Raw genomic sequence first — 13,398 nt, forward strand, 5'->3', positions numbered from 1 at the left:
TTCGGGGTGAGTTTTAATGATCTTTAAATTGACAATCCGATAGGGCAACTGACACCTGTTCCAGCTAAACCACAGTAGCCATTTGGATTCTTATGAAGATATTGTTGATGATATTCTTCCGCTAGATAATACTTCTTCAGTGGCTCTATTTCTGTGGTGATCATTCCATGCCCGCTTTGGATAAGTGCTTTTTGAAAAGCGGCTTTACTTTGTTCAGCGATGGCCAAATCCGTTTCTTGAGTTGTATAAATAACGGACCGATATTGACTGCCAATGTCATTGCCTTGTCGCATCCCCTGAGTGGGATCATGACTTTCCCAGAACACTTTCAGAATGGTTTCTAAGTTGGTTTGCTTAGTATCGTAGACAACTTGTACCACTTCACTGTGACCTGTTTGACCAGTACAAACCTCTTCATAACTTGGGTTAGGAGTGAAACCGCCAGCGTAACCAACGGATGTCATGATAACGCCAGGTGTATTCCATAACCTTCGTTCGGCGCCCCAAAAACACCCCATGCCAAGAATGACCTCTGCTTCATGACTGGCTTTCTCCCTCAGAAAGTTCTCACCGTTAACGGCATGAATACCTGAAACTTGGATGGCTGAGTGACGACCGGGTAGTGCCTCAGACTCACTGGGGATAGAAGATTTTTTCAGCATTTGTTCAATTGGATTCGGCATAAAGAATTCCTCAACAAGCAAAATAATATGAGCGACACTTTTGCAGACACTGGATGAGTCTTCAAGTTTTTTCTTGCAACCAACAACACATCAATTGTGTTAAAAAAGTGCAAAACAAGCTAAATTTATTTAAATGCTAATATAGTGTTGACTCTGTTCTAAATCTACCTATAATACGCACCTCGTTGACGCGGGATGGAGCAGTCTGGTAGCTCGTCGGGCTCATAACCCGAAGGTCGTTGGTTCGAATCCGGCTCCCGCAACCAATGAAGTGAACAAAAATGTTAGTGGATTTATCTTTAAATCCTAATCTGTCGCGGGATGGAGCAGTCTGGTAGCTCGTCGGGCTCATAACCCGAAGGTCGTTGGTTCGAATCCGGCTCCCGCAACCAATCTAAAGGTCGTTGGTTCACTTTTTATTCAAGGAAGTGGCTCCCGCAACCAATTTAAAGGTCGTTGGTTCACTAAGAAAATTGTTAGCTATATCAATAGTTTATTTGTCGCGGGATGGAGCAGTCTGGTAGCTCGTCGGGCTCATAACCCGAAGGTCGTTGGTTCGAATCCGGCTCCCGCAACCATTTCTAATATCCTTAACGGTCGTTGGTTCGCTTTTTATTCAAGGAAGTGGCTCCCGCAACCATTTTTAATATCCTTACGGTCGTTGGTTCGCTTTTTATTCAAGGAAGTGGCTCCCGTAACCAATTCTAATCTTAATTTATCCTTAATGGTCGTTAGTTCGCTTTTCATTCAAGCAAGTGGCTCCCGCAACCATTTCAAAATTAATCATTGAATTTCAATAGGTTACATGTCGCGGGATGGAGCAGTCTGGTAGCTCGTCGGGCTCATAACCCGAAGGTCGTTGGTTCGCTTTTTATTCAAGAAAGTGGCTCCCGCAACCAATATTAAGGTCGTTAGTTCGCTTTTTATTCAAGAAAGAGGCTCCCGCAACCAATTCTAATTTTGACTTATCCTTAACGGTCGTTGGTTCGCTTCTCATTCAAAAAAGTGGCTCCCGCAACCATTTCTAATCTTGATTTATCCTTAATGGTCGTTAGTTCTCTTTTTATTTGAGAAAGAGGCTCCCGCAATCAATTCTAATTTTGGCTTATCCTTAACGGTTGTTGGTTCGCTTTTTATTCAAGAAAATGCTCCCGCAACGATTTAATTTCCTTTTTAAAAGGCATAGGTTGTTTATTTCTCTAAAGTGTTTCGTCCCAATTAATCTTTCAGCCATTCACTATTAAGGTTCATTGGGTAATCTCGAGGATTTTTTTCATACGTAGAGGTAAGCACTGGTTTGCTAGGTTTGAATTTGGCCACCACTCAGTGGAGAAAAGCTTAAGAGTTGAAGAGTGGCTGAGGTGATCCGTTTACCCAGCAAATGACATAGCATTCGCTGGGTAGGATTAGCATCGCGAGATTAGGTTTACGATAAATCAACCGTTAGCTCCGCAAAAGCTTGGTCGAGTGTTGTTAAAATTTGCTGAATTTGAGCTTCAGTAACGCACAAGGCTGGACTCATATTCAAAATATTATTGAATTTGGCAAAGCTACGATTGGTTCGACCGATTAACAATCCTGCTTGTTTGCATTTAGCAAAAATGCTGATGGCAATGCTCTCATCCAAAGGTTGTTTGCTAATTGGATCTGCAACCAGCTCAATGCCGACCAGTAAGCCTTTGCCTCGAACATCACCAATAATGGGATATTTTGATTTAAGCGCTGCTAAGCCTTTGAGTAAAATTTCACCCATTTTAGCTGAGTTCTCAATTAGATTTTCCTTTTCTATGATATTCATATTAGCGATGGCCGCAGCAGGGCCTGCTAAGCAGCCACCATAAGTTGAAATGTCTCGAAAATAGCCAAGTTTATCTGTTTGATCTGTTTCCTGAAGGTCTTTGTAAACAGCTTCTGTTGTCACAGTACATGAAATCGCAGCGTAACCAGAGGCAACGCCTTTTGCCATGGTGACTATGTCTGGTTGGATATCGTAATGTTGGTATCCGAACCACTTTCCTGTTCTGCCCAGTCCACATACGACTTCGTCAAGGATCAAAAGAACATTGTGTTTTTTACAGATTTGCTCTACCGCTTTTAAATAACCTTCAGGTGGAGTGATAATGCCGCCACCTGCGGTAATGGGTTCAATAATCACCGCACCTACTGTCTCAGGTCCTTCTTGTAAAATCACGTCCTCCATTAATTTTGCTGCTTTAAGACCATAATCTGTACAGTCTTCAAATTGACTACGATATTCAAAGCAGTGAGGGAATTCCACAAAGTCCGGTACAAAAGGACCGAATTGATCACGCCTCTGTGATTGCCCTGTCGCGCTCAAGGCGGCAATAGTGGTGCCGTGATAATCACGTTCACGATATAGAATTTTATGTTTCTTACCTGCGTACTTTTTGTGTGAAATTTGTCTCACCATTTTGAAGGCTTTTTCATTCGCTTCTGAACCTGAGCTTGAGTAAAAAACACGATTCATACCTGGCATTTTATCGATTAATTGATTTGCAAAAACCGCAGCGGGTTTGTTTCCCATGGCGCTGGCAAAGAAATTTAATTCCAGTAGTTGTTCGCTAATAGCATCGACGATCTCTTTACGGCCATAGCCTGTATTGGTAACCCAAACGCCACCTGCAGACGCGTCTAGGTAGTGGTTGCCATCGATATCCCATAGATCGAGGCCTTGACCCTTAACAAATACTGGCAGGCCATTATTTGCAGCCGTGCCTGGAGTTAAGTGGTGCCACACATGTTTTTTATCAAAGGCTTTTATTTGATGGTCAGTGTATGCATTTATTAAAGACATAAGGAATTCCTCTGAAATTTATTGATGGCGTTGAACAGCAAAAGGTGACCAGCTTTGGCTCACTGGCATGATTTCTAATTGATTAATGTTTAAATGAGCGGGAAGTTGAGCGATCCATAGTAAGGTTTCCGCAATGTCCTCTGGTTGTATGGCATTCGCTCCCTTATACAGAGCATCGTAGGCTTGTTTATCGCCGCCTGTTCTGACAAGAGTAAACTCACTTTCAGAAAGTCCAGGCGCTAGGCAAGTTACTCGAACGCCTGTTCCAGCGAGATCACAACGTAACGCGAGCGAAAACTGTTCGACAAAAGCCTTGGTGCCACAATAAACATTGCCGCCAGGATAAGGCCATCTTCCAGCAATCGAGCCAATGTTAATAATGCTAGCTGCGTTTCCAGACGCTATGAGTCGAGGCAATAGAGCATGAGTAACACTGGTTAAACCTTTGATATTGGTATCTATCATGGTGTGCCACTGTTTTAGGTCTGATTCTTGTGCAGCTTCTGTTCCCAAAGCTAAACCTGCGTTATTGATGAGTAAGTCTATAGATTGAAAATCAGCAGGTAATGATTGAAACGCAGCAATAATCTGCTGGTTATCACACACATCAAGTATCAACGTGAGCACCTTAGTTTGGTTGGATAGGTCGTCTTTAATTTGCTTTAGTCGATCACTTCTTCTACCTGTAAGGATGAGATTCCATCCTGATTGGGCAAAGAGTTTCGCCGCAGCTAAACCAAAGCCAGAAGTGGCACCCGTGATAACGGCGGTTTTGTTCATGTCACTCTCCTTAACGAGCAATGTGAAAGTTGAAATACAGACTCAGTAAAGACAAAGAAATCAGCACAGGTAGTGCGATATGCCGAAATGATTTTGGTGTATGTCGATGGAATAGCCATTGACCTAGCATGACGCCGATAAAGGCAGGGCCAAGTAAAATGAGAGTAGGCGCAAGCAAAGAGGCATCGATAAATTGATTCATCATCATGAGGATGACGGAAGCGAAATCGGTAGCGCTAAGAAACAGGACAAGTGTGGCACGTTGAACCTGAGCGGCATAAGAGGTGAGAAGTAAATAGCACACAACTGGCAAACCGCCAATCGATGCAGCAGCGGTAAAACCACCCGAAATCATGCCTATCTCACGTGTCAGCCATTTGTGTGGCGTTAAATGCTGATAATGTGGTTTTAATAGCCAGCATGACATGGCAAGGACGCTGACGCTCACACTCAATTTTAGAATAGAGTCTGGTAGGTGGGTTAAAATCAAAAGACCACAAGGAATGCCGACAAACGCTCCCATGCTGAGTTGTTTGAGCAAGTCCATGTCTGCAAAACACCAAGCTTTTCTGAGTAAGCCAATTGAGCAAATCAAGTCCAATAGTAAAATGACGGGAACACTCACTTTGGCAGGCCAAATAAAACTTAATCCCGAAATGGCAATTGCGGCGAAGCCAAAACCTGTGTAACCGCGAATGACAGCAGCCATAAAAATTAACAAGATGGCAATTTCAAAATGGGGCATTCAAACGATCTCCGTTATCACTGGCCCGAAGTGAGATGAAGTATGGGCGCAGTGATACGGTATAAGGGATTCTCGATTAGCCTATAGGTCCAGCTATAAGGGAATATGGTGCCAGCGAAGAAAGGCATCAATAACAGCGATAAATAGGGGCGTTAGATTTGACCTAATCCATACTAGAGAAAGTGGTCGAATACTTGTTTTAAGGCTTTGATGCCAGGTTCAATTTTATGAGATTCAATGGCTGAAAAGCCCAATCGGAAAAAATTCTGTGGCGGATTCTCAACCGTGAAGTGAACGGCCCCAGGCTCCATTAAAATGCTACTTTGTGCTGCCAACCAAGAAACTTCCTCTGTATTGACATGCTCTGGAGCTTTCAGCCAAACAGACGTTGCACCTGCACTGACATGTTGAATGGTGCGCATTTCTGGGAGATGACAATCAATGGCGTCGTTGATACGTTGCGACTTAGAGGCATTGATGACTCTGAGTTTTCTCAGATAAGTGTCGTGATAACCCAAGGACAAAAATAAGGACAGTTGGCGCTGTATATTCGCTGGAGGGTGGCGATACATAAGTCGCCTTAGAGCACGAATCTCTGTAATCAATTCTTCATCTGCCACCATAAACCCTACTCGTAGGCCTGGAGAAATGGATTTTGACATGCTGCCTATGTATATCACTCGATTGTTTTTATCGAGGGCTTTTAACGCTGGTTGTGGGTTTTGTTTGATGTTTACTTCTGCGTCGTAATCGTCCTCGATAATGATACAGTCATGTTTCGTACAGAGAGATAACAGCTGTTGTCTTCTTTCCTTACTGAGTTCTACGCCAGTTGGCACCTGAGTACTTGGCGTGATATAGACATAATCGCATTCTTTTAGTTGGTCATTCACAATCAGACCATGCTGATCGATGGGTTGACGGTGGATATTCGCATTAAAGATGGAAAAAATATTAAGAGCATCTCTAAATCCGGGATTTTCCAAGGCAACCTTAGTGGTCTGATTGCATAGTAGATTAGCCAATAAATAGAGAGAATTTTGCGTGCCGATAGTGATCAAAATTTCACTAGGTTCTACGTAAATACCACGTCGTGGCAATAGACGAGTGCGGATCTGCTCAATCAAAAGAGGGTCATCTGAATCAACAAGGTCATTGATCCAGTATTTATTCCATTGCCCCGACATACTTTTTCTCACACAGTCGCGCCATTGCTCCAAGGGGAAAAAGTCTTTTTGCACTTGTCCATAAATAAAAGGGTATTCAAACCTTTGCCAATCATAAGGTTTAACAATATTAATTTCGTTGCTTGGTTGTCTTTGAAAACGCTCAGACCAGTTTGGAGGGTTACTGTCGTCTTCTTGCACTAAATCAGTGCTCAAAGCTTCTGTGCTGTGAAATGTATGGCTAACATAAAAACCTTTTCGCGAACGCGCTTCAATGAAACCACTGTCCACTAGACTTTCATAAATCAGCACAATGGTATTACGAGAAACCCCTAACATCTTTGATAGATGGCGAGAAGAAGGCAAGGGTTCGTCTAATGGCAGGCCACCTTTCAGTATCAAATTGACGATAAATTCTCTGATCTGATCCTGTAGTGTTCTTTCAGGGTCAAATTCAATATGAAAGTAATGTTCTAACAAGATGTACCTCCACATCATCAATTTAATGCTCCAAACTAATGCAATATTTGCTCCACAACGATTAACTGGACTAATGCTTTTAAGCAACTGGATCTATCGCTTCATTCTCGACAACTTTTAAGGTGGGAAAAGTAGCAACCAATCCCATACTCAGGAGAACGAAAATGAACGTGAACCCATTAACAAAACTGGCTCGAAAAAGTCTTGGTTTGTCTTTAATAATGAGTAGCTTGTGTCTTTCTCAATTCGTCAGCGCGGAAACCATCACCATTGGTTATCAAGGCATGATGAACCCATGGAAATCTGTCATTGCAGAGAAAAAATTTGAAAGTGCGACTGGCATGGATGTGGAATGGCGTCGCTTTGACTCTGGGGCCAAGGTGATAACCGCAATGGCATCTGGGGACATTGATATTGCAACAGCGGGTTCTAGTCCAATAGCCGCTGCGGTGAATCGAGGATTAGACATTGAGTTGGTATGGATTCTTGAAAACATTAACGATGCTGAAGCCTTGGTCGTGCGCGATGGTTCAGGTATTTCTGCACCACAAGACCTAAAAGGCAAAAAAATTGGTGTGCCTTTCGTCTCAACAACGCATTTTCATATGTTGTTTGCGTTGGAGCAATTTGGTTTAACGGATAAAGAAGTCAACCTGATTAACATGCAACCCAATGCGATTGCTGCGGCATGGGAGCGAGGTGACATTGATGGTGCATTTATTTGGGATCCAGCATTAGGGCGTATCAAACAATCTGGTCAAGTATTGATTAGCTCTGGAGAGTTAAGCCGTTGGGGGAAAGCCACTTTTGATGGCATGGTGATCAACAAATCATTCGGTGAAGAGCATCCAGAAACAGTGGCTCAATTGATTAAACTAATTGCAGACACAGATGCGGAATACCGTAACAACAAAGCTTCATTGACAGCCGACTCAGTAATGGTGAAGAACATCGCCAAAATGACAGGTGGACAAGCTGACAATGTGTTAGGTGTGCTGGCATTGTATGAATTCCCAAGTCTAGCCGATCAAACCAGTTGCTTATGGTTAGGTTGTGGTAATCAAGGCGGTGCCGCTAAAGCCTTAAAATTCACCTCTGAATTTCTTAAACAAGAAGGCAAAGTGCCATCACTTGCAGACGATTACAGTGTTTTTGTAAACCCTTCTTTCGCGGAAGCTGCCGCCAATCTTTAAGTTAAATATGAGCTTCCTTTCGACAAGAATGCAGTCGAAAGGAAGTCTTCACACGATTTTTACACTTGGAGAAGTTAATGAGTCGACTAGAAATCCATGATGTGTCTGTTCGCTACCCCGGTATGAATGGGGGAGACATGATCACCGCTTTATCAGGCATTAATTTTCATATTGAGCCAGGCGAATTTGTTGTTGCGTTAGGTGCGTCAGGTTGTGGCAAAACGACCCTGCTCAATTTAATGGCTGGCTTTATTCAACCCAGTGATGGCTACTTAACATTGGGAGATAGTAGGGTCGCAGGTTTACCCCGTGTGGCCGTTGGCGTTGAATTGAATGATCAGATCACAGGCCCTGGTAAAGAACGAGGTGTGGTCTTTCAAAAGCATGCGTTATTGCCCTGGTTGAATGTACTGGAAAACACGGCGTTTGGTTTGAAATTGCAAGGTGTGGGGTTAAAAGAGCGTCATGCGAGAGCAAGTGAATACCTTAGGCTGGTTGGTTTAGAAGATTTTCATAATCATCCTGTTTATCAACTATCTGGTGGAATGCAACAACGTGTTGGTATCGCCAGAGCGTTAACCAATGACCCAAGAATGTTGCTATTAGATGAGCCACTGGGCGCTCTGGATGCATTAACGAGAGAGGTGTTGCAAGAGTTGTTATTAGAAGTTTGGCAACAAACTCAAAAAATGATGTTCTTCATCACACACAGTGTAGAAGAGGCGCTGTTTATGGCTTCTCGTTTAATTATTATGTCACCTCGACCTGGCCGTATTACTCATGACTTCTCATTGGATTTCAATAAAATTTTCCTTGAAACTCGCGATGCGAGAAAAGTGAAATCTATGCCAGAGTTCATTGCGATGCGGGAAAAAGTCCTAGGTATTATTCACGGTGACGAGGCAGCCAATGGAGGAGCTCACTAATGACTAAATCACTTGATCCGATGGACTCACTTGACCAACTGAGCAACAAGGCAAGCTTAAATGACATGGGGAAAATTACCTTATTACACCGCTTTACTCGTCTATTTGCGGCAGGGCCAGTGAAACCAGGGGAATCTTATGGCGCTCCTGGTCAGGGAAAGAGCCTTGCGATAAGTTTGTTAACTACCTTTGTGCTGATTTTCGTATGGTATCTTGCGACCCAACTGGCGTGGGTTAAACCTTTGTTCCTGCCTTCTCCAGTTGCAGTTGTAGAAAGGTTTTGGGAAGTTGCGACAGAAGGTTTTGCAAACGCCACACTTATTGAGCATACGGGCTGGAGTATGTTGCGTGTCTTTTCCGCTTTTGTACTTGCCTTATTAACGGCTGTGCCTATTGGTATTTTCATGGGGGTAAACCGTATTGTTCGGGGATTGTTTGACCCAATTATTGAGTTTTATCGTCCTTTGCCTCCTCTGGCCTATTTACCTCTGGTGATCATTTGGTTAGGCATTGGTGAGGTTTCAAAAGTTGTTTTGATTTATCTTGCTATTTTTGCCCCTATGGCGCTAAGTGCGAGAGCCGGTGTGAAATCGGTAGCCATTGAACAAATTCACGCAGCCTATTCAATGGGAGCCACTCGTTGGCAAGTCATTAGGCATATTGTTCTCATTAATGCTTTGCCAGAGATTCTGACGGGAATGCGTATTGGTATAGGCTTTGGTTGGACCACATTGGTGGCGGCTGAAATGGTAGCCGCACAAGCTGGTTTGGGCTTTATGGTGCTTAATGCGGCCGAGTTTTTAGTTACGGATGTGGTCATTATGGGAATTATAGTGATAGGCATCATTGCCTATTTATTTGATATGTTCATGCGATTCTTAGAAAAGAAACTGGTTCCGTGGAAAGGGCGTTAAGTGATTGAGCCTTGATCACTAAAAATAAAACACATTGACCAAACTACAGAGTAGCCACATGCAGATCGCATAATGGTAACTGTTTTTGACAATGGTTTTAGTGGCTATGCCGTATCGGCTGGTCATGAGTAAGCCTAATCCGGTTAAACCACTGCTGCCAGCTGAAATGGCCCACGCACTGAGAAATAAAAAGCCTAGTTGGCTAGGGTTGGGGGCGAGAGGTAGTATAAGTGGACTAATGATGGCCACGCTAACCACAGGATGAATGCCAATCATTCCTGCTATTATCATGGCTGCAAGGATGCCTGCAAACAGCCAAGCATTAAAGTCTAGATTGTCAAAGTTTATGGCGTTTGGGAAACTTTGGATAACCGCCGCGATGCCACTTGAAAAAACACCTGCGGCAAGAAACAAAGCAAACTGGCTACCAACTTGGGGCAGTTTATTTTGTACAAAGTGAATTAAGGTGCTCTGTCTTGGTTTGGAGCGCATGAGTAAGATTGCCGAGCTAGGAGCAAGTATACAAATTAACACGAGTATACTGATATTAGGTGAAATAAAGTGCGCAATTATGACAGCACATGCTAAAAAAAGGGGAATAATTAAACTTTCCTTGCGTAGCGGATAACCTTGAAAGGTGTCCTTACTGGTACGGTTTGCTTCAATGCTGGAGTAGATGACAGCTATCAATCCCATTAACAACCCTGGTAATACCGTCTCTTGCCAAGCCATTCCTGGTGAATAGGTAATGGCGACACCCGTTGCCACAAAAAATGGTGACCACCAAGCCGCCGCTGAAAAATTACGGGTCAGTATGTATTGCTGAGTAGGGCTGAGTTGAAACTTGCCTTTCATCCGATCAGCAAACACCATGATGACGGACAAATTGATTACGGCACCTAAAACCTGAACCCCCAGCGCTGTGTTGAAGATGGCTTTTGAACCTTTGGGCAAGGATGTGTCACTGTCTTTACTATTGGTTAGATCGAGAAAAGACACAGCAACAAACATTGCCAGCATGGGTAAATTTGCCGCAAAAACTTGCTGCCAATTCATCCAGACTCCGTGACTGGCGGCAAAGACTAAGCAACTTAAACCAATCAAGAATAACCATGATGATTGTCTCTTGGCGCCGCGACTCAGGCCATTCCAGAGGGCGAGATTAGCTAACCAAGCTATCATGGCAGAGGCAACGAATAAGCTGTTAAAGATAAGACTCAGTAAATACAGAACTAGGGTACCCAGTACCAAAATTCCGCTGTGCTTTTGAACGAATGACATGATAGTCCTTGTTGCGGGTTTTCCTTGAGGAAAAAGTCGCTAAGTGACTTATTTTCAGGGAAAAAGGATATGAAAATAATGAGCTAGAGGGTAGAGATTAATAAATCAATCCTCTATTTTAAAGGACTAATCCTTTTTACATGGCGACATTTTGCATTCATGTGTCATTCTTTATTTAGTAGGCAAGGAATATGAAGGGTTTTTTTAAGCAAAAAATTCGCCAATGCCAAGCATTATTAGAACATGGTTTTGGCGAAAGTGAGTTCGGTTATCAAAGGTATTTATCGGCTTTATTTAGTCTAGTGGGTTCTCTTATCGCCGTAGCCACTGGCATCAATGCTTGGTTGTTAGGATTAACTGTCTTATCAATAAGTTTGTGTATCGCTGGTGGATTGTTGTTCTTGTGTAGTTGGATCTTGATTCAGCCTGCTTATGCTAAATTTCATGGTGTAATGAAGTATGTTTCACTCATGGCGTTGTTTTTGTTGGGAGCGTATTTGATTGCTTCCGGTGGAGTAAACAACAGCGGCCCCTTATGGGTATTCGTTTTTCCTGCTGTCTTTTTTGCTTTCTGCGGTTTTAAAATAGGCATGATACTGAATCTGCTTTTTGTTGTTTTGATGGTATTGATGCTGTTTGCTTGGGGGCATCTATTACAAACTTTTTATCCGCAAGCTTTTAAAAGCAGACTGATTTTTGCGTATTTGACGACGGCCGCATTGTCTGGTTTTTACGAAATGGCTCGACACAGCTCCTATATGAAAATGAAGGGCTTGATGGAAAAATTTGAACATGAGTCAAGGCTGGATGAATTAACTTTATTACCTAATCGGCGGGGTATGGGAAATACCCTGCGAGAAGAATATCGTCGTATTTTAAAAAGCCAGTCTGTTTCCAGTATAGCGGTATTTGATATTGATTATTTCAAGGGCGTGAACGATTCTTTTGGTCATGATGTCGGTGATGAAGTATTAAGACATGTCAGCCAAGTGCTTAGAGATGGAATTGAACCACAAGATACTTTAAGTCGTTGGGGAGGCGAAGAGTTCTTGTTATTGATGCCAGAAACGAATGAAGAGGAGGCGATTAATCGACTGGAAGACTTGCGCAAACGAATGCAGTCCATGCCTTATGTAACAAGTGACTTTTGTATTCAAATTACCTTCAGTGTTGGTGTGTGTGATATGGCTCAGGATAGATCTTTGACTGAGATAATCTATTTTGCTGACATGTGTTTATACCGTGCCAAACATCAAGGACGTAACTGCGTGGTGGGCTACAGCAGTGTGACCTTATAAAAAACGCTAGAGCTAAATAAAAAAAGATAATTTTTCTCTTAGCGACTTCTCTTTACATTTCGTTTTACTCCTTTGGAGTTCCTGTATAAATAAAATAACAAGGAATACGAAGATGAAACGAGTTCTATCAATCAGTTTATTAGCGGCGACTTGTCTTGCCGTTTCCTTTCCTTCGCTAGCAGCAGGTGAAAAAATTGGGCTCCTAATGTCTGATTTACGTCTCGAACGCTGGCAAAAAGACCGAGATTTGTTCACTGCTGAAGCAGAAAAATTAGGGGCGAGAGTTTACACTCAATCTGCTAACGGTGATGTGAGTACACAAATTTCCCAAATAGAAAACATGATTTCTCGCGGTGTTGATGTATTAGTGATTGTGCCAGAAAACGGCGAAGTATTAAGTAATGTTCTGGCCGAAGCCAAAGCTGAAGGCATTAAAGTATTGGCTTATGATCGCTTAATAAAGTTTGCAGACATTGATTTGTATGTGTCTTTTGACAATATCCGTGTAGGTGAGATGCAAGCTGAAGCCTTGTTAAAAAGAAAGCCCATGGGGCGTTATTTTTTAATGGGTGGTTCGCCAACGGACAATAACGCGAAGATGTTTCGTGAAGGACAAATGAATGTACTGCAACCTGCTATAGATGCTGAAAAGATTCAAGTTATTGGCGATCAGTGGGCTATGGGCTGGTCAGCTGAAGCCGCGCTTAACATTATGGAAAATGCCTTAACGGCCAATGCGAATAAGGTGGATGCGGTGGTAGCCTCTAATGATTCTACTGCAGGAGGGGCTATTCAAGCCTTGGCGGCACAAGGACTCAGCGGCAAAGTCATTATTTCAGGTCAAGATGCCGATCTCGCGGCCGTGCGTAGAATCGTTCAAGGATCACAAACCATGACAGTATACAAACCCATTTCAAAATTGGCTGAAACCAGTGCTGAAATGGCGGTGAAATTGGCTCGTGGTGAAGCGATTCAGGCCGATGGCTATGTGAATAATGGCCAGAAAGATGTTGATGCTGTATTACTGACCCCCATTGCTGTGACTAAGGAAAATCTAGATGAGACAGTCATAGCGGATGGTTTTCATAGCAAAGCAGCGGTTTATAACCCGTAATTC

Annotated in this window: 11 protein-coding genes and 4 tRNA genes; 9 read left to right on the plus strand and 6 right to left on the minus strand. The window is 42.9% G+C overall.

All coding sequences use genetic code 11. The features are described from left to right. Positions 1 to 23 precede the first annotated feature (23 nt). Positions 24 to 683 (minus strand): peptide-methionine (S)-S-oxide reductase MsrA, encoded by a 660-nt coding sequence (gene msrA, locus ABXS85_RS00585; RefSeq protein ID WP_353668109.1) that lies wholly within the window; start codon positions 681 to 683, stop codon positions 24 to 26. 189 nt (positions 684 to 872) lie between these two features. Here msrA and ABXS85_RS00590 point away from each other — a divergent pair. The 4 genes from ABXS85_RS00590 to ABXS85_RS00605 all read left to right on the plus strand — a co-directional run bounded on the left by ABXS85_RS00590 (position 873) and on the right by ABXS85_RS00605 (position 1,582). Next, positions 873 to 949, plus strand: a tRNA-Met gene (locus tag ABXS85_RS00590). 49 nt (positions 950 to 998) lie between these two features. Further along, positions 999 to 1,075: transfer RNA gene (locus ABXS85_RS00595), tRNA-Met, on the plus strand. Between the two features lie 109 nt (positions 1,076 to 1,184). Further along, positions 1,185 to 1,261 (plus strand) — tRNA-Met (locus ABXS85_RS00600). A 231-nt stretch (positions 1,262 to 1,492) separates the two neighbouring features. After that, a tRNA-Met gene (locus ABXS85_RS00605) sits at positions 1,493 to 1,582 on the plus strand. 527 nt (positions 1,583 to 2,109) lie between these two features. Here the strand turns inward: ABXS85_RS00605 and ABXS85_RS00610 are convergent. From ABXS85_RS00610 to ABXS85_RS00625, 4 genes are all read right to left on the minus strand, one after another. Next, positions 2,110 to 3,498, minus strand: a complete 1,389-nt coding sequence (locus ABXS85_RS00610) for an aminotransferase class III-fold pyridoxal phosphate-dependent enzyme (protein ID WP_353668110.1) — start codon at positions 3,496 to 3,498, stop codon at positions 2,110 to 2,112. 18 nt (positions 3,499 to 3,516) lie between these two features. Beyond that, a complete protein-coding gene (locus ABXS85_RS00615; protein ID WP_353668111.1) occupies positions 3,517 to 4,278 on the minus strand; it encodes an SDR family NAD(P)-dependent oxidoreductase in 762 nt (253 codons plus the stop codon). Between the two features lie 10 nt (positions 4,279 to 4,288). Further along, positions 4,289 to 5,023: a sulfite exporter TauE/SafE family protein gene (locus ABXS85_RS00620; RefSeq protein WP_353668112.1), complete on the minus strand. Its 735-nt coding sequence runs from the start codon at positions 5,021 to 5,023 to the stop codon at positions 4,289 to 4,291. A 173-nt stretch (positions 5,024 to 5,196) separates the two neighbouring features. Continuing rightward, a complete protein-coding gene (locus ABXS85_RS00625) occupies positions 5,197 to 6,687 on the minus strand; it encodes a PLP-dependent aminotransferase family protein (protein ID WP_353668113.1) in 1,491 nt (496 codons plus the stop codon). A 146-nt stretch (positions 6,688 to 6,833) separates the two neighbouring features. On the opposite strand from ABXS85_RS00625, the gene tauA reads away from it, so the two are divergent. The 3 genes from tauA (at position 6,834) to ABXS85_RS00640 (ending at position 9,702) form a co-directional block, all read left to right on the plus strand. Beyond that, positions 6,834 to 7,862 carry a taurine ABC transporter substrate-binding protein gene (tauA, locus tag ABXS85_RS00630; protein ID WP_353668114.1) on the plus strand — a complete coding sequence of 343 codons (1,029 nt, stop codon included), beginning with the start codon at positions 6,834 to 6,836 and terminating at the stop codon, positions 7,860 to 7,862. Between the two features lie 77 nt (positions 7,863 to 7,939). Then, on the plus strand, positions 7,940 to 8,788 hold the full coding sequence (locus ABXS85_RS00635) for an ATP-binding cassette domain-containing protein (protein WP_353668115.1): 849 nt from the start codon (positions 7,940 to 7,942) through the stop codon (positions 8,786 to 8,788). Continuing rightward, entirely contained in the window at positions 8,788 to 9,702 is a 915-nt protein-coding gene (locus ABXS85_RS00640; protein ID WP_353668116.1) for an ABC transporter permease subunit, read from the plus strand. Before ABXS85_RS00635 ends, ABXS85_RS00640 begins: the two co-directional genes overlap by 1 nt. Positions 9,703 to 9,720: 18 nt before the next feature. Here ABXS85_RS00640 and ABXS85_RS00645 read toward each other — a convergent pair whose 3' ends face one another. Further along, a complete protein-coding gene (locus tag ABXS85_RS00645) occupies positions 9,721 to 10,983 on the minus strand; it encodes a hypothetical protein (RefSeq protein WP_353668117.1) in 1,263 nt (420 codons plus the stop codon). Between the two features lie 191 nt (positions 10,984 to 11,174). Here ABXS85_RS00645 and ABXS85_RS00650 point away from each other — a divergent pair, with 191 nt between their 5' ends. Beyond that, a complete protein-coding gene (locus ABXS85_RS00650; RefSeq protein ID WP_353668118.1) occupies positions 11,175 to 12,281 on the plus strand; it encodes a GGDEF domain-containing protein in 1,107 nt (368 codons plus the stop codon). A gap of 112 nt (positions 12,282 to 12,393) precedes the next feature. Next, the gene (gene xylF / locus ABXS85_RS00655; RefSeq protein WP_353668119.1) at positions 12,394 to 13,395 is read left to right on the plus strand and encodes a D-xylose ABC transporter substrate-binding protein; all 1,002 of its coding nucleotides are present in this window, start codon (positions 12,394 to 12,396) and stop codon (positions 13,393 to 13,395) included. Positions 13,396 to 13,398 lie beyond the last annotated feature (3 nt).

The sequence above is a fragment of the Marinomonas sp. THO17 genome (assembly GCF_040436405.1).
Taxonomy (GTDB): Bacteria; Pseudomonadota; Gammaproteobacteria; order Pseudomonadales; family Marinomonadaceae; genus Marinomonas.